This is a genomic window from Okeania sp. SIO2F5, from assembly GCF_010692685.1.
Taxonomy (GTDB): Bacteria; Cyanobacteriota; Cyanobacteriia; order Cyanobacteriales; family Microcoleaceae; genus Okeania; species Okeania hirsuta.
On sequence record NZ_JAAHGU010000049.1, the window covers coordinates 20,866 to 44,133 of the forward strand.

Genomic DNA, 23,268 nt, shown 5'->3' on the forward strand with positions numbered 1-23,268 from the left:
AGGATAAGCCTTACCGAATAGGTGACAAAACTAAATACACTCGCATTACTGAACGTCCCAAATTTATCATTTACCGTGGTAAAAAAAGGGAAAACTGTGATGACGATCACTTAGAGGTAAGAACTGGCAGTGCTCCTACCGATGGTAATGTGATTCTCTTGGCACGGGTGAACCTAGACAACAATGGTAACGTTAGTACGGTGGATAATTCTGTACGGAAACTTGCTGGTACTCAGTCATCTAGCACTGGAAAGTGGTCTGATGGTGATGATAAGAGTATTTACTACAATGATGGCAATGTCGGGATTGGTACAGAAAATCCTAGTGAAAAACTAGAAGTAGATGGCACTGTTAAGGCAAAGTCCCTGACTACTACTGGCATGATTAGGGGGTCATCAATGCCGCCTAATCTAATCAGAAATTCCTACATGAATATACTTGATGGCAACAAGCCTGCTGGGTACACCACCCTTGGGAATGTTACTTTAGAAGCAGCACACCCTTTCACGAAAGGGTTTGAAGGACCTTATGTAGGAGAAAAACCAGCCAATGCTGCCGATAGTGTAGATGATGCAACCGAAGAAAATCCCTATTGGTTTGGCAGGTTTAACAAAGGTGCGCGAATAAAAAGAGGTGGTTTAGCTGATGGTTGGGCTAGTTTTCGTGACGGTAAGATTTTGAAAATTACTGGGGATAATTCAGCACAACATACCGTGGTACTTTTTCCCTTTGAGTGCAAAGGTAATTTTGTAACCAAAAAGTACGTACATTTCAAAGCTTGGCTCAAGATTTCTTCCGGTAAACAAGTGGGATTTGGCCAAGTTGCTGGGTGGTATGGTAATCGTGGGGGACTCTTTCTTACTAAAGAACAAAGTGATAATGCTCCAGATGGTTGGTATCGAGTAGATGGCGTAATTCCCACATCTGAGGTAACGAGGTTGGGTGGTCAGAGTTTTTCTATGGGTATAGTGGGTGACGGGGATGACGGATCTTTTGAAGTATATCTAGCCTTACCATACCTAGCCAATTTAGATAATGATAGCTGGCTTCCTAGTGTTTCTGATCTGCTTTCGCGGGATGGGTTAACAGTTCATCCTACTTCTGGTAATGTTGGTATTGGGACAACAGATCCTAGTCAAAAATTAGAGGTGGATGGAATTGTTAAGGCGACTAGGTTTGTAGGAGATGGTTCTGGTTTAACTGGGATTCGTGCTGGCGGTAGTACAAAGTGGTCTGATGGGGAGAATAACACTATTCACTACAATGATGGCAATGTCGGCATTGGGACAAATAATCCTAGTCAAAAATTAGAGGTGGCTGGAACTGTTAAGGCCACTAAATTTGAGGGGGTAGGAGACTCAACCATCGATGGTTCCCTAACCATTGCTGGAAACCTGGAAGTACAGGGAGATGTGATTGCCCGTGATACAGAACATATTGAGGGGAATGTTTCCTTGGGTGATGCTGATAACGATGAAGTGAAAATTACCGGACTGCTGCGATCGGGACACTCCTCAGGGGCGCTTAGGATAGATGATGCTTTGCATACCACTGAGTCCTTGACTGTGGATGGGAGTCTCAGTGTTAGTAATGCGATCGCTACTGCTCAATTAAGTGTGACCGATCGGGTCACAGGTTCCCTAACCGTAGAGAATAATCTAACTGTGGGTGGTTCCCTTGCTAACATTGAGATAAATGCCACAGGAACTATTCAGGCAAAATATCTATCACTTGCCCAAAGTGGTGCTCAGTATAGCAATATGGCAACCTTTGCGAGTAAGAATCCAGAGCCTCCTTACGTGAACTGGTATCACAATAAATCAGGGGGTGATACGGTTCGCTACGGGTATATTCAGGCTGGAGATTTTGGTCAACACAAAGAGTTTAGATTTAGGGTAGAAAACCAAGCTAATTTTACATTCCTCAACGGCAATGTCGGCATTGGTACAACTAATCCTAGTCAAAAATTAGAGATAAATGGAACTGTTAAAGCCACTAAGTTAGAGGTGAATGAAAATTTGAGGGTAGATGTAAATGGAGACTTAATTTTTGGCAAAGATGTTAATAACCAGAAGTTTATTTTTCATCCAAGAGTTCATAAAAATGGTGACTTTTTCCACTTCACTTGTGATCAACCTGACGGTAATTGGGATTGGAACAAAGGCATATTATTCTATCGCAATGGTAATGTCACCATTAGAACTAGCAAATTAGAGGTGGCAGGTGCTTTAAAATTACCCAACGGATCGCAAACTTTAATTTATAATGCTGACGAATCTGGTAGACCGATAGGTGATGGTTTCCGACTCAGGTACGATGGCAATTTCTTTGGGACTAATCTAGATGGTTTAGTGATTGAAAAAACTGATGGTAATTCCGGTAACCCTGATGGAGGTATTGGTTTTGTTAATACAGGTAACGATGGAGTCGAACAAACTGCACTTGTTATTAGAGGGACTGGCAATGTTGGTATCGGTACAAAGAACCCAAGTGCTAAATTAGTTGTTACCGGAGGTGAAACTACCTTACAGCAAGAAAGCTGGAAAACTCCAACACTCCAAAATGGTTGGGTTAATTATGGCCGTGGGTACAATAGTGCTGGCTACTTTAAAGATAGCCTGGGTATAGTTCACCTGAAGGGTTTAGTCAAAAATGGCACAGCTAACACAATTTTTACATTGCCAGTAGGATATAGACCCGCTGCTCAAGAACTTCATAGTGTTGCAACATCACCCAATGCTATGGCTAGGGTTGATATCTTGTCTAATGGAACAGTACAAAGAATAAGTGGAAGTAGCACTTGGATTTCTTTAGATGGAATTACTTTTAGAGCAGGTTCATCGACTCGTGGCGATGGTATTATCAGAGATGTCATAGTTGGCGATACTATAAGAGATGTCATAGTTGGCGATACTATAAGAGATGTCATACAGTAGCTTAATATCATGTCCGGTTGAATAGTTTAAATAACGAGGGAGTAAACCCACCCCTCGCCCCTCCCCCGACCGTGGAGGGGAACAGGAGGAGCAAGTTTTTTGATCACTAATTATCCGGACAGTTGTGAGTTCCGATTGCCTGCCTAACTCAGTTATAGCCTCAAGTTGTCTCATAAATCATTCCTGATTGCTATATGAAAGATAAAATAGAAAAACGCATTGCTAGTCTAAAAGCTGAATTTGAATCTGGAAAAAAAACGCTGTCTGATTTGGAGGCCAAACAGACAAATATCAGAGAAACTTTATTGCGAATAAGTGGTGCAATTCAAATATTGGAAGAATTGCTAGCTGAATCTCAAACACCAGAGGAAAACAACGCTCAAAATCTTGAGGAAAATGCCACAAGTACCCTAATATCATCTCGGGTTGAATAGTTTAAATAACGAGGGAGTAAACCCACCCCTCGCCCCTCCCCCGACCGTGGAGGGGAAAAGGAGGAGCAATTTTTTTGATCACTAATTATCCGGACATGATATAACTAATTGATAAAAAGGAGAAGGTTAACCTTATGGGTAATCAACTAACAACCAAAAGTAAAACAACTGAAGCAAGCCATCAGGGAAGAGTTTCAACGGTTACTCAACCGCCGTTGTCGATTAATAGCCCAGTTCACCCTATTCTGCAACTCCAACAACAACTGGGCAATCAGGCAGTTAATCGTCTGATTCAGACTAAAATGACGGTTGGTCCTCCTGGGGACATTTATGAACAAGAAGCTGACCAAGTTGCTGCTACTGTAATGCGTACCCCAGCACCACAAGTGCAGCGTCAAACGGAAGAGGAGGAGGTTCAAACGAAGCCCATTACTCCCTTAGTTCAACGACAGTCTGAGGAGGAAGACGAGAAAGTTCAAATGCTCCAAAGACAGGCTGAGGACGAGGACGAGAAAGTTCAAATGCTTCAACGACAGGCTGAGGAGGACGAGAAAGTTCAAATGCTCCAAAGACAGTCTGAGGACGAGGACGAGAAAGTTCAAATGCTTCAACGACAGTCTGAGGAGGAGGACGAGAAAGTTCAAGCTAAAGCAGTTCCTGGTCAAACTCCAGCAGTATCCCCCCATTTAGAAAGCAAAATTCAGTCTCGGCGGGGTACTGGTCAACCTTTGCCTAAGTCTACCCGTGCTTTTATGGAACCAAGGTTTGGAGCTGATTTTAGTGGCGTGCGGGTACATACTGACTCTAGTGCCGTACAGATGAATAAGGAGTTGGGAGCACAAGCGTTTACTCACGGGAATGATGTTTACTTTAATTCTGGGAAGTTTAATCCGGAGTCGAGTAGTGGGAAGAAGTTGTTAGCCCATGAGTTAACCCATACCATTCAGCAGACGGGGGGAGTTAAGAGGAAGCGAAACAAGCTACAACTCAAGGCAAATGAGAGTTCAAAGGAACCGGTAAAACCCTCTCAGCCTTTTTCCCAGAGAGAAACGGACAACTCTGAAAAGCTTAAACCAGAGAATCAACTTCAAAATAAAGAGCAAAAACAGCCACCGATAGAACCAAAGCAGCAGTTAAAGCCCAATAAAATTAACATATCTAGCGGTAATAAAAGGTCAAATCAATCAGTAACTGCAAAAAAGCCAGAAAAAGCCAAGACTCCAGCCCAAGAGGAAGACATTACAGGAGAGCAAAATCAGAAAACCCAAAAGGTTGAAAAACCCCAACTCCAAGCCCCAGATGTCTCCCAAACAGATCCCTCAGCAGCATTGGCAGCAATTGCTAACTTACCTCCCGTCAAACTGCAATCTGCTTTAGGGGGCGTATCTGCTGCAGTTAGCACCACTGTTGGTAAACACAGAGAAGCACTAGCTACCAACCCACCCACTTGGGAAACACCCATGGGAGCAAAATCACCCGCCTCTGAGGTGTCAAACTTTGCCCCAGATGATAAACCAAAGGCTGTAGAGAAAAAGCCCGAAGGGGAAAACAAGCCAGTAACTGAACCTCAGCCCCTTCCTGCTGAAACAATCTCACCTCAAGTACAAACCCCTTCACCTGCGGTGCAAGGGAATGAACAAGGGGAACTTTCTGAATCTGATGTGGAGAAGATGCAGGCTTCTATTAGTCAAATGCCAGTTCAAGATCCCGGTGCCAGGGAAATTCCTGCCAGTACCCCTCCCCAATTAGAATTGGTAGGTAATGCAGATCCTCAAAGGGCTGAGGAACAGAAAGCTGCACTAGAAAAAAGCATTGCCGAAACCCAAGCCCAAGGGCAGCAAGCACTGGCACAGCCCATGGGTGAAAACGCTATTGAGCATACCCTACCACAGCAAACCCTCAAGGCTCAAATTGCTAGTGGTGGGGGAGCTAATCCAGGTGGTGCTGCGAAAGCTGTTACTGCTGAAGGTGGCAATGAGGAAATGCTTGAGGCTATTTCAGTTTTGGCGCAGCAAGAGAAAGGTGGGGAAATTCAAGCAGCAGCAGCGAAAGCACAAGGGGATTTGGCTGCTCGTAAGCAAGAACATACTGCTAAGGTTGCCGAGGAAAAAGCCAAATCCCATCAGGATATGGAACAGCTTAAGCTCAAGAATGCTCAGCTTCAAACCCAAGAAAAAAGTAAAGCCCAGGCTGAAGTGCAGCAACTGCGGGGAGAATGGAGTAAGGAACAGGAATCTTTGATTCAGGAATCTGACACCCAAGCCAACAACCTGGTAGATGAGGGAATCAAGGAAATCGACACCAAGAAACTAGAAGGTGAGACCCAAGCCCAAAAAGAAATTGAAAAAGGTGAGCAAAACGCCGAAAAAGAACGCAAAAAAGGAGAAGAGCAAGCTGCTGCTGAGCGCAAAAAAGGTGAGGAAGAATCCAGTGGTGTCTTTGGCTGGTTAGCGAGTAAAGCTAAGGCATTCTTTAACCGCATCAAGAACGCAATTAAAAAAGCTTTTGAGGCTGCCCGTGCTGCCATGCGCAGAGCAATTGAAACAGCGAAGAAGCTAGCAGCTAAGGCAATTGAGAAAGTTCGTCAGGCGATTGTAGCAACGATTCGGCGTGTGGGCAATGCCCTGATTGCCATTGGGGACAAACTTCTGGCAAAGTGGCCAAGTTTGCAACAGAAATGGCGAAATTCTATTCAAAAACGAGTCCAGCAGGCAGAATCGGCAGTTAATAAGCTGGCGCAAGACTTGAATGATGGTATTCAGAAAGGACTAGATTTGCTTGGTAAAGGGCTGGATGCTGCCCTTGGTATCTTGGAGCAGGGAATGCTAGGGGTAGTCAGCCTTTACGAGGGCGTTGTCCTGGGGGCAATTAAGTTTGGCGAAGGTGTGGCCAAGGCATTGGGAGCATTTGCTGTCCTAGCAAAAGATATTGCTGCTAATCCTGGTGAATGGATTAGTAACTTGGGTGCTGCTATCTCCGATGGTATCAAAAATCATCTTTGGGCTGCCTTTCAGGAACAGGTTCAAGTTTGGTTTAATCAAAAGTTAGAGGCGGTTCTAGGTCTAGGTACTGCTGTGTGGAAGGTTTTGACTGAGGGCGGTATCCCCATAGCAGAAATTGGCAAGATGGCTTGGACTGCGGTTAAGGAGTCACTACCCATGATTATTATGGGTGTGTTGCTCGAACGCCTGGTTTCCATGATTGTACCCGCAGCAGGGGCAGTATTAGTAGTTATCCAGGGGTTACAAGCTGCTTGGGGTACCGTTAGTCAAATTATTCAAGCCTTTGGACGGTTTATGACTTTCTTGAAGGAGGTGAAGACTGGGAATGCAGGGCCACAATTTGGGGCAGTGTTAGCTTCGGCAGGCATTGTCTTGCTGGAGTTTATTACCAATTTCATCATTGTTAAGATTGCCAAGGCAGCCCAGAAGGTGGGCAGTAAGTTGAAGGGTTTGGCTAAGAGTTTGAGGAAGGGGGGTAAGGGCAAGAAAGGTAGGAATAGGAAGGATAATAAGGAAAAGAAAGACAAGGACAAAAATAATGCAAATCAGGAGAAGCTTGATCGAGCTGTAAGAGAACTTCAGCCTAAGATTACTAGAATGTTGAAGAAGGGTGTCCCTACCATTCAACTACGAGCAAAGTTGGCGATATGGCGGGTTAAATATCGCTTGAAAAAGCTCTCTTTAGAGAAAGAAGGAGCTAACCATTTTAAAGTCGTCGCGCAGGTAAATCCTAAAGCCAATGTTCTGAAAACTTTTACTCCAACACAGCGCGAAATTATTAGGATAGTGCATAAGGTTGGAGAGGACATGCTAAATAGTTTTGAAGCTCAAGAGTCTGCCAAAGCTTTAGCACAGCAAAGGAAGCAAGGTTTTGGCAAGAACAAAGCTCAACCTTTATTGACCGAATCTGGAGCAGGGAATCTGGGTGCAATCTTAGATTTAAGAGAATATGTGTCGAAGCGTAAGCAGCATAAACCAGAATATGTCCAAGTAGGCAATCATGTAACTAGTGAACGCCATATCCGTAAAGCAATTACTCTCGGAACAAACTTTGTCAAGCTCTCACACCAAGGTTCTACATATCCTGCCATCAAAAATAATTTGGATGAAATACACAAATATTTAGCTCAACATTCACATTGGAAAAATCAAAATAAACAAAAGAGAGAAGGATTAATTGCTATTTCTATCTGGAATATGGCTAGAGGTAAAAAGATTCCAACATCCCTTGTAGATGAAAATTCTAAAGAACATTTTACAATAGAGCCTACACAGCATTTTGCTGAATTAAACCGACTTATCTTTCATGTTGAAGGCTCACGAGGTGATGGAGCAACAGCATTTTCTCCAATGCTTGTGGAAATGATTGGTAAAGGAGAAATGAGCTTTGAAGAAGCATTTAATGCACAAGGAGATAACTACGACAATAAGCATGGGGCTGGTGGTTTATTCCCACCATCTCAAAAAGGAGCCGTCAAAGCAATGGAGAGAGTGGCTCAAGATTCACAAAGTACGGAAAGGGAGATAGAAGAAAACAACATTAAGAGAAATCCTCCTAAGAAAGCTAAAGAGCAAGCAAGAAGACAAATCGAGTTTATCGAGCGTTGGATTTCTATGAAAATGAAGGAGCAGGATTTAAACTTTGAAGATAAAGCTACTTTTGAAAAATTTGTTAAAGAAGAATTTGAACAAGAATTACGAAAGAGTATGAATAGATTTTTCGATATTTCAATTTAAATTAATATATGGAAAAGTATAGTGAATGGACTTTAGCACGTACCAAAGATTTTTTTAACAATAACTTTAATTTTTTTTATATGAATTTCTTGAGATTAATTATTAAAAGTAATGTTCCAACAGTAGAGTCATTGGCATGGAATAAGAGTTGGTACTTACATGACTTTATCTTGCCAAAAACTGAGGAAGAAGTTTATGAGCAAATATGGTTAACTGAAGATGAATCTACAAGCATTCACTATATTGAAGATCCTTTGATTGACATTCGATACTTATTCATTCATGGATCAAAGCAAGTAGAAGTAATCAATGCAATTAGTTCATATTTAGATCTTTTTCAAAGAGGAGAGATTTTTGAAATGATACATAAAGCTGCTTCAACAGAAGAGTATATTCAAGCAATATATCATCTTGGGGTAACAGCAAATCATGATTATGATCAAGAAATATTTGAACTATTTAAGGCTGTTTTTGCTCACTCAGAACCTAAAGTTCGCAACGCTGCAATACTTGCAACTAGTTATGTAGGTTGGAAGGAATTTGAAGAACCATTAAAAAATCTGAGTGATAGCGACCCTGAAAAAGAAGTGCAAGAGTTTGCCAAGTTCACACTACAAAGCTTGCGAACTAGAAATTGGGATACAGGTCTAAATACTTAATTTAAGTGAAGTATTTTTCAGAACCTAATAAAAACTTTATTGATTTGTTTTTTTAATTTAAAAAATGACAAAAATTTCATCTAAATCTTCCGAAAAAGAACTCCAACAAACCCTCCGCAACCACCTCGAAACCTGGGCAAAAGAAAACCTACCTGAATTTGACGAACTCAGCTTAGATACTTCCCCTGAAACTCTAGAAGAAATCACCAAATCCCTAGAAAAACTAGCAGAAACAGAATTCGATTCCATTACCAAAGATGCCACAGGCGAATTCATTGATGCCATTGAAACCACCTTCCAAGAATGGGCAAAAATTGCTCGTGAAGAACTTAAATCAGACGGTGTCATTAACCATATTTATCAAACTGTAACCGACTTCTTCAAAGCAGAAGAATGGCCTTTCCTAGAAGAAGAGGATGAATCTATTCTGTACATGAACTTTAAAGGTGAAAATGGGGAGTGGTCTTGCCTTGCTAAAGTCAAAGAAGAAGAAAATCAGTTTATCTTTTATTCCCTTTATCCCGAAGCAGTTCCCGAAGAGAAACGCCAAGGGATCGCCGAATTTATTACCCGTGCTAACTACGGTACAATTCTTGGTAATTTTGAACTAGACTTCGATGATGGCGAAATTCGCTACAAAACTAGCATAGATGTAGAAGGTGACAGCCTTAATTTTGCATTAATCAAACAGATGGTTTACGCCAACGTGATGATGATGGACGAATATTTACCAGGAATTCAGGCTATCCTCTCTGAAAAGCTATCACCCCTCGAAGCAATTACCCAGATCGAAGGTAGCTAAAGTCAGGACTTACGATTCATTAACACACATATTAAAAACAAATGTTCAATGACCTGCTCTCAGCATTACAAAGACTAGATAAATTACTAGAGCAAGCAGTAATAAAAGCACAAGTTTTCTACGGTTCAGAAGCTGCTAACGATCCTTATCGAGGTCTGCGTATCGATCCCGATGAGGTCAATCGACTCCTAGATCGTCAACCAGGAATACCTTTATTTGCAGTAGATACTGAATCTGCTCAAATTAACATTATACCATTAAACTGGTTAAAAAAAACTTTCGATTTGTCTGACTTTGATTTGGACTTGATCCTCATTGCCCTAGCTCCAGAAATTGATTTGCGTTACGATCGCCTGTACGCTTATCTTCAAGATGATGTGACTCGCAAGCGACCTAGTGTTGATTTAGCCCTAAATTTACTATGTGCCTCTCCTGAAGCAAAACTGTTGCAACGAGTCCATTTTGCTCCTGATGCACCCTTAATCAAACACGGCTTACTTCACTTAATTCCCGATCCCCATCAGGTTAAGCCACCAATATTATCCTATTATTTGAAACTGGATGACCAGGTTATCCATTTTCTCTTAAACCAAAAAGGACTTGAACCGCGTTTAGAATTATGGTGTCAATTATTAACTCATCCTGCTGTTGAGGAAAAATTCCCCATTCGGGATGAAATTAAGCGGATACTTCCTAAACTAATCATCCAAACTCAAAATACACATCAACCTTTACTTATCTATTTCTCTGGTTCGCACCCTGCTGAGAAACGTCGTGGAGCGATCGCTCTGGCAGCTCAACTTAACAGGCAGTTATTGATTGCCGACTTAGCTCAAGCTTTAGCAATTAAGGAAAACTTTGACCAACTGCTCAAATTATTGTTTCGTGAAGCTTGTTTTCACAACGCTATCCTCTATCTGGAAAATTTAGATGCACTACAGACCAAAGAGCAGCATCTGTCATATAAAAACTTACTTGATAGACTAGCTGAAGTAAAAGATGTGGTAATTTTATCAGGAGTAGAGTCGTGGGTAGTAACCTTCGAGACTAAAGGTGTGATTACTTTACCTTTTCCTAACCCTGATTTTTCTCAACGGCGTATCTACTGGCAAGTAAATTTAGAATCTCAAGGAATTGTACTTAGCGATCGCCAACTGGATACCCTTGCTAATCGTTTTCGTTTGAGTTCAGAACAAATAGCTGGTGCAGTTAAAAATGCCTGTAATCAAGCGTTGTGGCGTGCTGCTTCAGAATTTGAGGAGTTGCCATTAAACAGTACAATTAAGCCTACTCTAAATGACCTATTAGTAGCAGCTCGCGAGCAATCTGGTAATAATTTAACTGAGTTAGCGCGCAAAGTTAGCTCTAAGTATAATTGGCAAGACATTATTTTACCAACCGATGCAGTTGCTCAACTCAAAGAAATTTGCAATCAAGCGAAATATCGTCATATCGTTTATGATAAGTGGGGTTTTCACCGCAAGCTATCCATTGGTAAAGGTTTAAATGTACTATTTTCTGGTCCGCCGGGTACAGGCAAAACAATGGCTGCGGAAGTGATCGCCAACGAACTACAGCTTGAGTTATACAAGATTGATTTATCCCAGGTTGTCAGTAAATACATTGGCGAGACAGAGAAAAATCTGAACCGCATTTTTCTAGCTGCGGAAACAGCTAATGCCATCCTGCTGTTTGACGAAGCAGATGCTTTGTTTGGCAAACGTTCTGAAGTTCGAGATTCCCATGACCGCTACGCCAATATTGAAATTGGTTATCTCTTGCAGAAGATGGAGGAATATGAAGGTATATCAATTCTAACAACAAATCTGCGTCAAAATTTAGATGAAGCATTCGTGCGTAGGTTAGCGTTTACGGTTCACTTTCCCTCACCAGATGAAGCAAGTCGTCGGCAGATTTGGGAGGGGATTTGGACTGAGGAAATCCCCTTGTCACCAGATATAGATTTTGATTTTTTGGCACGGCAGTTTAAATTGAGTGGTGGGAATATTAAAAATGTTGCCTTAGCTGCTGCTTTCCTCGCTGCTGAAGCTGATAGTGCAGTAATGATGGAACATCTTTTACAAGGAATTAGGCGTGAGTATCAGAAAATGGGTAAGGTATGGGATAATGTCCTCACAGGGTGATAAGCGTTAAATTACAATAAACAACTATCATAGAAGTCAAAAGTCATAATTCAAAAGTCAGAAGTCAGGAGGTTCAGTTAGAGAATAGGGAAAAAGGTTGAAATTTGCTCCCATCTCCTCTACTCCCTATCTTGAATAATTATATCGGGACTTACGCACTGACAATAGATATAGGGTTTTGTGCGTTACACTACCGCTTTTTCCTATGGTCATACTCCGCAAACATGTCGTGGAGCGTTAACGGAGTTATGCGACAGCAAAACACACCCTACTGGGCCTATATCGGAACTTACGCGCTGACAATAGATATAGGGTTTTGCTCAGTTAAGATTCCGCTAGCACACCCTACCAATAGCGTTTATGGATAAGTCTTGATATAATTTTGAATTTATAGCAAATTATTTTTGTATATATCTATAATACCATTTGAATAAATATTTTGATACAAATATTATTACCTCTAGCCAACTCCTATTCCTTACTTCCTATTTTAATTAAAAATGAAAAAACAAGATAAAACCTTACCCTTAACCTTACTAGGGGCAACCGTATTAATGATTATTGGTAGTGTCGCTGGCTACATTATAGTAGCTTCCAAAGAAACAGCAGATAATTTGCCAGTAGGTGCTGAAGTTGTGCCCAAAGATGCAATGATGACTATTTCTGTCTCTAGTAACCCCAGTCAATGGGAAAGACTGCAACAGTTTGGCACTCCAGAATCTCAAACTGCTTTTAAAAATCTATTGGGGCAACTGCGCGATCGCTTTCTCACGACTTATGGTTATAACTATCAACGAGATATTCAACCTTGGGTAGGAGAGGAAATAATGATTGCTTTATTGCGCAAGCAAACTCTAGAACCCGCGAACTCTACTTCTCCCGACTCTCCTCCTCCACCTCCAGCTCAACAAGCAACTGTGGTGGTCTTGCCGATCGCCGATCCAGTTAAGGCCAAACAAGTTTTAGACCGACCACGCTCTCTTCAAAAAGGTCAATTAGTTCAACGTACTTATAGAGGTATTGAAATCACAGAAACGGAAGGAGTGCCCAAGCAAGATATTTCTGCTGCAGCATTGGGGAATCAGTATTTAGTAATTACTGACTCCCAGACTTCAATAAATCAGGCGATCGATATTTATAAAGGAGACGAGTCTCTGGCAAAAGTTCCTGGTTATACAGAAGCGATCAAGAAACTGGAAACTCCTTCACCCTTTGGTTTGGTATATGTGAATATTCCTGTTGCTGCTGCTTATAGTTCTAGTAAATCTATTACTCCTGTTTCTGAGGAAAATCTCAAACAACTTGAGGATAACCAAGGAGTGGCAGCTAGCATCAATTTAGTTCCTGAAGGTATAAATTTAAAAGCTATTTCTTGGCTAAAACCTAATAGTCAGAAAAAGTTTACCGTAGAAAACAAAGCTATGGAAATGTTAAATCGAATTCCGGGAAATGCTTTGATGATGATATCTGGCAGTAATTTACAGAAAATGTGGTCTGATTATGTCAAAAATGCAGCAGCTAACCCAGTAGCTCCGATTAACCCAGAAACATTGCGTCAAGCTGTTAAGAATACAACTGGTATGAATTTAGAAGAAGATTTTCTCAACTGGATGGCAGGAGAATATTCTTTGTCTTTGCTGCCTATCCCTAAAAGTAAGGATGAGTTAAATAAATTTGCTGCGGGGTTTGTCTTTATGGTCAAAACAAGCGATCGCCGTGCTGCGGAGGAGTCACTGAAAAAGTTGGATGAGGCCATGAAAAACCAAGAATTTGAGGTAGGTGAAGCTGTTGCCAGTGGAGAAGCTGTTGTTAAGTGGACTTCACCATTTGGTGGTTTTACCGTAATTCGTGGTTGGTTGAATGGGAATGTGGCATTTTTTACATTAGGAGGTTCTGTAGAGAATCAAATTTTACCCGCGCCAACAACTTCTATGGCTGAAAGTGCGGTATTACAAAAAAGTTTACCACCAGAGTCAGAATCTTTTAACGGTAATTTTTTCCTTGATATTAGTAAAAGTTTCAATCCTCAAAATCTTTCTATTCCGCAACTACCTCCAAATCAAAAAGTTTGGATAGATGGTATGGAATCTATTGGAGTGACGTCTATTGTAAGTAATAATCGTACAACTAATTATGATATTTTTGTCAAATTGAAAAAACAGGAGTTTTAGAAGTCAAGAGTCAAAAGTAATCTGTGACATAGAATCTTGCTACAGGCGTAGGTTGGGTTGAAGAATGAAACCCAACATACAGCAGATTCCAGCTATAGTTTAGCCTTTTTCCCATTGCTAGAGAACTTAGTTTTATGTCGGTTTAAATATTGCAACCGAGAGAGTTTAGCTTCTAACTTTCTATAAGATTTAGCACCAGGAAATACCTCACCAGTTGAGAGTGTCGCTAGTGATTTTATATCATGTCCGGTTAAACAGTGATAAATAAATAACTACGGAGGAGTCAGGATTCAGGAGTCAGGAGTCAGGAGGAAAGAGGTAATAAAGAAGAACAACAGGAGAAGAAGGAGAAAGTTTTTTTATAACTAATTATCCGGACATGATATGATATTATCTGGTAAAACTTCATAAGTTTTAATCCATCCAAATTCGGGGCAGTTTTATATGATTAAAACCTACCGATATTGACACATCTAGAGTGTTTGCGTAGCATTCGGTAGGAAAACCATCATCCCTACCTTTTTTCTTAAATATAGGCACTCCCGACACTTTGTTAAAGCAACGTTTCCAAGCTGATGATAAATACCTTAAAGCATATTGAGGTGCTGTTTTAGATACTTAATTCTAGGTACAGTTGTTAGGTTTAACCATTGCTACTAATAGTTTATGCAAATCGATAGCAGTAGGAAATTTCAGCTTACTCTCAGGATTATTGGAATTGTGATTAAGGATGTTTCTAGTCAACCATAATCCCCAATTCCAAGCGTGACGTTAGCGTTTGCGGTAGCATTCCGATAGGAAAGCTTTGCGCCAGCAAACTACACAGCGCGTGTTTAGCTAGTTAGGTTTTTTGCCGATTATCATTTTCTTTGTGGGTTTAATACCCCACCGTCAACGGGGGTGTTCACGCATTACTTGGGGGAGCGAATCCCCATGTAATTTTCCTCCTGTCTCCAGTATAGCTGTCTCCTGTCTCCTTCTTCAATTGGGCACAGTTCAGTTTTTAATCCTAGTAGCATGATTATCAATGTTTCTGACAATATGTTATGATATGAAGCACCAAGGAGATTGTTGGTCATTGGAGCTATATTTTTCCGTTTACTTTCTCCAAGTAGTACTGCTAAGTAATAACGAAACCCTTTTTTTTGACCCTGAATTTTCCATAAATCCTCGAATTTTTGACACCACTTTTCCAACCATGGTGGTCAGGCAGACAAGGTTGTTTCTTTGATCAGCTAGCCTTTTGAGGTAAAAACAAGATTATATAATAACTTGAGACTATTTTACTTCATTTTTTTTCAAAAGTCCAGGTACTAGATAATCATAGATTATGTCAAGCTGTTATTTACCCCAAGGAGGGGGTTGCTGCGATCGCGACTTTCATCCAACAAAGTTCTAACATAATATAAATGATGTGCCATATTATAAATCTGAAAAATTACATTTTTTAGACTTATTAGACATCTCCAGAAAAGAGGCAGTAGGCAGTAGGCAGTAGAGGGAAAGAATTGATATATCTAGTGTGATAATTGATTTGATTTTTTATGATAGGAGATGTCTATTAGGTTAGTTTGCGATAATTGTCGTAGGAGTTAAACTGGTAATGTACCTGTGGAAAAATTAGGAGCGTTGTTAATATGGCATCTCATAAAATTCTTGTAGTTGATGATGACCAGGCAATCAGAATTTTAGTTCATCGTTTTTTAACTAACCAAGAATATCAAGTAGAGTCCGCAGAAGATGGTAAAACAGCTTTAATTTTATTTAAAGAATTTCAACCAGACTTAGTTGTTTTAGATATAAATCTACCAGATACTACTGGTTTTCAGCTTTGTCAGGAAATGCAGAGTTACAATGATGTGTTGGTACTGATGTTGAGCAGTCTATGTGATGAAGTAGCTAAAGTCCGAGCTTTTCAGTTAGGTGCTGATGATTATCTCACAAAACCATTTAGTTTAGTAGAACTGAATGCTCGTCTTAAAGCAATATTGAAACGTCAAAGGTTACTTTCTCCGAGAAAATTAGAACGGCTTGTATTTGGGGATTTAGTAATAAATAATGTTGAAAAAGAAGTAAGATTTCAGGATAAAATTGTTTCTCTAACTAATCTACAATTTAATTTATTATTTTGTATGGCTAATCAACCAGGATATGTTTGGAGTCGCTCTGAATTGTGCGATAAAGTATTTAAGGGTGAAGATAGTCATTGGTTTGGCAGCGCAAAAGTTTGTGATGTGCATATTAGTCAGATTCGCAAGAAAATAAAAAGTTGTGGTTGTGATTTTGAGTATATAAAAACTATTATTAAAGTTGGCTATAAGTTTGAAGCACCAGTATAAAGATGATTTTATACAGGAGTAACTAAATTCTTTCTATTCTGCTTCCTTGGTAATATTCTATATCATAATTCTTAATGATTTTCATTAAAAAGGACTTTAATTATAAAAAGCTGTTTTGCATCTCAACCATACATCCAATTTTTGTCAAAGGAAACAGGGAACAGCGGTGCGACCCCGCTGGGTGCGATAGACGCAAGCAGTCGGAACCCGGCGAGGTCTCCTCGCCATGGGAATGCCGACCAAGAGAGGGAATGCGCACTCCTGTGAGGGAATATAAAATCTATAATGATTTTTCGCTTACCTAACTTACAACCTACCGCTGCTTCATAAAACTGATACAAAGCGTCACATCGATGCGACAAATTGATGTTTACTTCCTGCTTCTGCTGAGGCCGTCGGCGGTTACTTATCCACAGGCATTAACGGTCAAGCCAACCGCATCTCTACACTCTATACTTACATTTAAGTCTTTGTCAATTAACATAACTAAAAAAGTCCTCAAACCCTTACTACGCCGTTTTAGCGTAGGAAGCGGGATTTCAGGATAGGTCTACGTCTATACTATATAGACACCCCAGAAATGCTGAAGCAGGGATTAGTGCAGAAGATACAAATTTCACCCTCGTTACTACTTGCCTGTGAGAACTATCGTATTATGTCGATAAATTGCGCAAATTGTTAACTAAGTCGAAACTCTCCAAAATTCCCAATAACTGTGCTTCACTCAACTGGTCGATCCCCAACTTTTCGGCCTTTTGTAACTTAGAACCTGCATCTTTTCCTACCACAACAAAATTAGTCTTAGAACTCACAGTACTCGTCACCTTACCACCAGCAGTTTCAATCAAACTCTTCGCCTCATCCCGCTTCAAGGTTGGTAAAGTTCCCGTTAACACAAAAGTTTTGCCTGCTAAAAATGCACTTTGCTCTTTTGTCACATTGCCTGTATCTGTTCTTACCTCCATAGTCACTCCAGCATTATTCAGACGTTCCACCAACTTCTGATTAGCTGACACCTGAAACCACTGTTCAACTGATTGAGCAATTTCTGGACCAATTCCATAGACTGCTTCGATATCTGTCGCCTTTGCCTGTGCCAACTGTCCTACATTGGAAAACTTCTGAGTTAATAACTCTGCATTTACGCTACCCACATGACGAATACCCAAACCATAAAGCACCCGTGGCCAAGATTTGCTTTTGGAACTAGCGATCGCATCCACCAATTTACTTGCCGACTTTTGTCCCATTCGTTCGAGGGAAGTCAAACTTTCGACAGTTAAATCATATAGATCGGCCACCGACTCAACTAAACCACTATTGACCATCTGCTGTACTAATTTTTCCCCCAAACCATGAATATCCAGAGCACCTCTAGATGCCCAATGTACCAAAGAACCCCGAACAATAGCGGGACATGAAGAGTTGATACATCTCATTACTGCCTCATTAGTAGGTTTGACCGCAGGTTGACCGCATTCTGGACAGTGAGTAGGCATTTGAAATAGTTGGGCATTTGTGGGACGTAGTTCTGGCAAAACTCGTACTACTTCTGGAATAATTTCTCCTGCTTTGCGGACTATTGCAGTATCTCCAATATGTAGATTTAGTTCCGCCAGGCGATCGCTATTATGTAAGGACGCCCTTTGTACGGTTGTACCTGCTAACTGGACAGGTTTTAATTCTGCCACGGGGGTAAGTGCCCCAGTTCGGCCTACTTGAATTGTGACTGCTTTGACAATAGTCGGGACTTCTTCGGCAGGATATTTAAGAGCGATCGCCCACCGAGGAAATTTTTGAGTAAATCCTAATTTTTCTTGTATTGGCAAAGAATTAAGTTTAACTACAACTCCATCGGTTAAATAAGGCAAATTTTTTCGTTCAGTATCCCAATATTGATAGTATTTTTGAATGTCATCTAAAGATGAGCAAATTTGACGATGAGGATTAACTTTAAAACCTAATTTTTGTAGTAATTCTAAATATTGCCATTGAGTAGAAAGTTGAGATAATTTTGAGTTAATTTCAGATTTTATATAAAGTGTATAAGCGAAAAAATCTAGTCGGCGTCGAGCAACTATTTTTGAATCTAATTGTCGCAAAGTACCTGCTGCTGAATTACGGGGATTAGCAAATAGTGGTTCTCCTATTTTTTCTCTTTCTGCGTTGATACTTTCAAATACATTAATTGATAAAAAAGCTTCACCTCGAACTTCTATTATTGAGGGTGGATTATCTATTTTTAGTTTTAAGGGAATACTTTTAATTGTTTTGACATTTTGAGTAATATCTTCTCCTGTAATTCCATCTCCACGAGTAGATCCTCTGACTAACAAACCATTTTCATAAGTTAGAGCTAAAGCAGAACCGTCAATTTTTAGTTCACAAACATAATCTACCGTATCAGGATGGGGATCGATTTCTATTTGACGTTGCCAACGTTCTTGCCAATTTTTTAATTCCTCAATATTAAAAGCATTTTCCAGACTATAAAGAGGAATATTATGTTCAATTGATATAAATTTAGTTGCTGGTTTTTCTCCCACTCTTTGGGTAGGACTATCTGGAACAATTAATTGAGGATATTGGGTTTCTAATTCTTGTAATTCTCGAATTAGGCGGTCGTAAACAGTATCTTCCATAATAGGGTTATCAAGCACATAGTAAGCATAGCCAGCTTCTTGAAGTTTCTGCCTCAATTGTTGAGCATGCTGCTCTAATTCTGGTGTTAACTTTGCCATGTTTTTTCTCCTTAGACCCAATATTTTGATCGTATTCTCAATACCGATATTTATTTGATTTTTTTTGTTATAGCAGAAGGAAAAAAGAAACATCTTACGTTGTCTGAGTTTTAAGCTTTTGATATGTTTGCGCCCTTTCCTTTGACTGCTATATACCAAGAGGAATAAACGAGTGCGTAGAAGTGTTGCGGAAGTTCTCCCCCTACAATTAGTTGATACAAAAATTGATGTATAGTATTAATCCACAAGAAATGGTTTTACTCCTGAAAATCAAATAAGTAGAAGAACCTATATTGAGTTAAAAATTTATCTAACTTTGACGATATAATTCCTCTTTAGACATAAAGTAAAAGTGCTTTTTTACATCTTTAAATAAATCTCATCAATAAATTTAAAGTGTTTTAGCTCTTCAGTTTTGCTGCTTTAAAATAGCTATCAGATACAAGCTAAAAAGCATAATTAGGGTTTGCGCTCAAAAGTATTTTAGTAGGGGTAGGAGACAGGAGACAGGAGACAGGAGACAGGAGAAATGGATCGGGAGCGAGGAAGTAGGAGTAAGAATTGTAAGAATGATTTTTCTGCCCAACTATGCGCCTAAAATACTAACTTTTTGAGCGTTTTAGACTGAAACAGGCGCACTTTTTTCGTTCCCAAAAAGGCACTTGTCTTTATATGTCAATGCTTTTATATTTAATCAGCAAGCCCTAATTATCCAGTATTTTTACTATACAGCGCTTTTCATATTAATCAACCACATCGTCACAATCATGCGCCCTATAGGGAGGTTTCATGAACGTCCCGACTCTACTCCCTACTGTGGTCTACCGAAATTAAAACCGCTGTAAATGAGATATATTATAGGTTCTCAGTTTGTTTAGTTATAGCTGTATTCTTGATAGTAAAACGATCTTAAATAGGTCTATAAACTATTACTAGAAAATTCCCAAATCTACTAATAATTATTTATTTACTGTCAAACTTATAGCATTTTTTAAATAGATAGGCCACAGTTAGCAAAGTATTATCCTGCTCCGTGCTCCCTACTCCCTAAACCAAAATAATTTTGTAGTCTAGTTAAATAGAAAAGCGCTGTAATTGCAGTCTTGAGATGATTAACTCTAGTAAAAATTAGTGATTTTCATTTATCTGACTTTTTAAATGTTGGTCTACCAAAAAATTTACTTTTTTTGTTATACCATTTCTCCATGAAGTTGTACTTAAAAAAATATGATAAAATCAGTTTGATAAAGTATCAGCAACAATTATTAAGTGCATTATTACAAATAAATGGTATGAGAAATTAACTAACATCGCCAATACTTATCTAATCTTATGAGATGATTTTATTGTACTTTAAAATAAAATTATTTGTATTTAATAAATAGTTTCTTAGTCTGTTTTAATTCTACTGATTGGAAATGACTGTCTAGTTTACTGTAAATTTAACCTATATATAGAACATTAAATGAATGAGCAAAGGTCAATTTGAGCGAAAAAAAAGTTCTCAACCCTCCCCTTTTAAGCTATCCATTACCCACATCTTTAGTTAACATAAAACTTGATAAAATAGACAAGTTATGTGTAAGTCTTTTAGAGTCTTTTTCCAGAGAAAAGTATATTGAAAAATACATTTTTTTGAGAACTGTAGACAAGATTCTTATATCATATTCGGTTGAATACTTATAAATAAATGTTGTGAGTCCTCAGGAGTCAAGAGTCAGGATTCAGGAGGAAAAAAAGGAGAAAAAGAGGAAATATTGGAGAATAGTATTGATAATTTCAGTATTTCTTTGGTACCGTCAGTACTCTCAGTCCTTAAATTTTATTTATAACTGATTATCCGAACATGATATTACTCCCCACTCTCCCCACACTCCCCACAAAGTTTTCAGGAGTTTCGTATAAGGGATAGGATTTTAAGAGGGGATAAAAGCATTTTAAGAGGGGATAAAAAAGAAAATTATGCATCTTCTAGCTTCCCTATTGCAGCAGGTACTGTTAACTGTTAACTAATAACTCAATTAACATCTGGTTCTATTTAACCAATCTAATCTTTGACCTAAAGCTTAATTTAAATGTCTTTTCAAAGGCTATAACTAAATCATGTATTGTGGTTATTTATTAAATCTTAGATTGGATTCTATACCAGTGACTTACCATCATGCAAACTAACTAAAATCACATCTAATTTGAATTACATAAATTAATTATATTGATTGATAGTTTTTTTTGTGAAAATCATATTTTTTCTAGTTATAAATTCAAGCCTAAAATTTCACTAAATTTCTTTTTATTCACTGGTGTTGTTTTGGGAATATCTCCATTCGTGTAACTTTTATTCTTGGCATCTAGTAATTTTGTACCATTAGTTTTTTCCTTTGGTTCATGTTCTACCTGAAACACATTTGCGTAGAGATTAGCAATAATTTGTTTGCCACTTTGAGTCAATTCTAAATAATTAATAGCTGCCGGAATATAAGGATAAACCCCATCCCAATAAAATTTTGCATAGCTACGTCTTAGATCCGCTGGAGATTCATAACCCAAAACCTTATTAGTGCCAACTTCTTCAAATTCATAGAATAAAGCACCAATTTTCAGCAAATAATTAGGGTCGCTTAATTGACCGATTAAATCTGCTGCTCTTGATAATCCAGAAAAATTATTTCTATCTTGATGAGTTTCTGCCTTAGGAATAGGAAAACGAGTTAGTTCAATATTACGTTTAATTTGATCTGCATCAATTAGTCGATGACCACCAAAACGTTCATCTATTACTAATTTACCTCGATCCACATGATAAGGAGTAAGACTAGCTGAAGTAGCACCATCTGCCAAAGAAACCATTCCATCATTGATTCCTGTAGCATATAAACTTAATAATTCTTGGTCCTTTCGGCAAACTCCTTTAACATAACCAATATCGTGGCACAATAATGAAATAATATAATGTAACCAATCTTCGGGAGACACCCCACCTTCACGAATGTGCTTACCCCGCAAAATTTCTTGCCCGACAAGAGTAACTAACATTGTATGTTCAACGTTGTGATATAAAGCATCACAATTAGCAATATTTTCCAGAGCCATATTTCCTGCCCAGGCAATAATTTCTGGATAGTTTGGCTTAAAACCACCATAAGTACGATGGTAACCTGCTTGTAACTCTTTTACGAAAGCATTTATTAATATTTCTGTTGCATTTAACATTATATTTATTTGCACTCCAGTATTAAGTATTATTCTAATAGCTTGATCTATGTCATTAGCTATTAATTTGTCAATTCATAAATTCATGATTCACTAGCTTTTCTCATTACTTGCAAGTCTGAATACCAAAAAATAATTTTTTTAGCTTTGATTATTATTATCGACTTAGTTTAAAATTAGCAGAAATCTATGGCTTCGCCAAAATAATTTCTCAAATAAGGACATTGAAATTCATCAGAAATAGGAATAGACCTTTAGAAGAGTCCTTTTATCTTATAAAATAGGCAAACTTAATTGATTCAATAAGGGAGTAACTATTAGACATCTCCAGAAAAGTGGCAACAGGCAACAGCTCCGGAAAGCAACAGGGAACCCACCCCGAACCCCTCCCAGGAGGGGAATAATTGATAATTTATGGATAAGAATTAATTTTATTTTTGATTTTTACCAGATGTCTATTAACAACACCTCAGACTGCTATATAATACTAAATTCAGTTTATAGAGTATCCTTTTATATAAATGGGGAGATAGGGTATAGGGAAGATGAGGAGAGGGTTAAATCTGATCATCTTTAATAATCGGATTTGGTATAAACTAGAATGAATCAGAAGACACAAGACAGGAGTAAGAATAAATTAGTGGGCAATCAAACTTAAGACCAGCAAATATGATGACTTATTTGCTGAAGGTCTTAGATCCATAGGAATTAAAAATCACGACTCCTGACTAGTAAATCTCGCCAATCTGAAAGTATCCCAATATCCTCTTTAAAAAATAACTTTAATTATGACCAGGTTTATTAGGATCTGACAAAAATAACCAAGCAATTCTTTTAGGGTTGCAGATTATGGAATAATATTGCCAAAAATTAGTTTAAACTTTGACAGTACTTACGCAAGGACACTATATATAGTGTTAATCTTTAAGACTCTCTCTAGATTTGCGATCTAAACTCCGTTTCCCTAACAACATCGACTATTTGAAATCCAAACCAGTCAATATTCCTCAGATTACTATCTTACTTGATCATGGATACCACCCCGAAAAGATCATAGAGGAGTTAAAGAAAATTTATCCGGCAATTATGACTA

The 23,268-nt window shown here is 38.8% G+C and carries 10 protein-coding genes; 8 read left to right on the top strand and 2 right to left on the bottom strand.

Features of this window, described 5'->3' with window-relative positions:
- The 8 genes from F6K27_RS16860 to F6K27_RS16895 form a co-directional block, all read left to right on the top strand.
- Positions 1-2,936, top strand: a 2,936-nt coding sequence (locus tag F6K27_RS16860; RefSeq protein WP_287300895.1) for a hypothetical protein, incomplete at its 5' end; no start/stop codon positions are given.
- Positions 2,937-3,130: 194 nt separating this feature from the next.
- Complete coding sequence (locus F6K27_RS16865; protein ID WP_287277445.1) at positions 3,131-3,370, top strand: hypothetical protein; 240 nt, start codon at positions 3,131-3,133, stop codon at positions 3,368-3,370.
- 134 nt (positions 3,371-3,504) lie between these two features.
- The gene (locus tag F6K27_RS16870) at positions 3,505-8,109 is read left to right on the top strand and encodes a DUF4157 domain-containing protein (protein WP_287277443.1); all 4,605 of its coding nucleotides are present in this window, start codon (positions 3,505-3,507) and stop codon (positions 8,107-8,109) included.
- A gap of 8 nt (positions 8,110-8,117) precedes the next feature.
- The gene (locus tag F6K27_RS16875) at positions 8,118-8,768 is read left to right on the top strand and encodes a hypothetical protein (RefSeq protein WP_287277441.1); all 651 of its coding nucleotides are present in this window, start codon (positions 8,118-8,120) and stop codon (positions 8,766-8,768) included.
- 64 nt (positions 8,769-8,832) lie between these two features.
- Positions 8,833-9,570: a YbjN domain-containing protein gene (locus tag F6K27_RS16880; protein WP_287277439.1), complete on the top strand. Its 738-nt coding sequence runs from the start codon at positions 8,833-8,835 to the stop codon at positions 9,568-9,570.
- 41 nt (positions 9,571-9,611) lie between these two features.
- On the top strand, positions 9,612-11,714 hold the full coding sequence (locus F6K27_RS16885) for an ATP-binding protein (protein WP_287277437.1): 2,103 nt from the start codon (positions 9,612-9,614) through the stop codon (positions 11,712-11,714).
- A 500-nt stretch (positions 11,715-12,214) separates the two neighbouring features.
- The gene (locus F6K27_RS16890; protein ID WP_287277436.1) at positions 12,215-13,885 is read left to right on the top strand and encodes a DUF3352 domain-containing protein; all 1,671 of its coding nucleotides are present in this window, start codon (positions 12,215-12,217) and stop codon (positions 13,883-13,885) included.
- 1,637 nt (positions 13,886-15,522) lie between these two features.
- A complete protein-coding gene (locus F6K27_RS16895; protein WP_287277434.1) occupies positions 15,523-16,224 on the top strand; it encodes a response regulator transcription factor in 702 nt (233 codons plus the stop codon).
- A gap of 653 nt (positions 16,225-16,877) precedes the next feature.
- Here F6K27_RS16895 and ligA read toward each other — a convergent pair.
- Together ligA and F6K27_RS16905 are read right to left on the bottom strand one after the other, a co-directional pair.
- Complete coding sequence (gene ligA, locus F6K27_RS16900) at positions 16,878-18,965, bottom strand: NAD-dependent DNA ligase LigA (protein WP_287279835.1); 2,088 nt, start codon at positions 18,963-18,965, stop codon at positions 16,878-16,880.
- A 2,253-nt stretch (positions 18,966-21,218) separates the two neighbouring features.
- The gene (locus F6K27_RS16905) at positions 21,219-22,175 is read right to left on the bottom strand and encodes an Npun_R2479 family HD domain-containing metalloprotein (RefSeq protein WP_287279836.1); all 957 of its coding nucleotides are present in this window, start codon (positions 22,173-22,175) and stop codon (positions 21,219-21,221) included.
- Positions 22,176-23,268 lie beyond the last annotated feature (1,093 nt).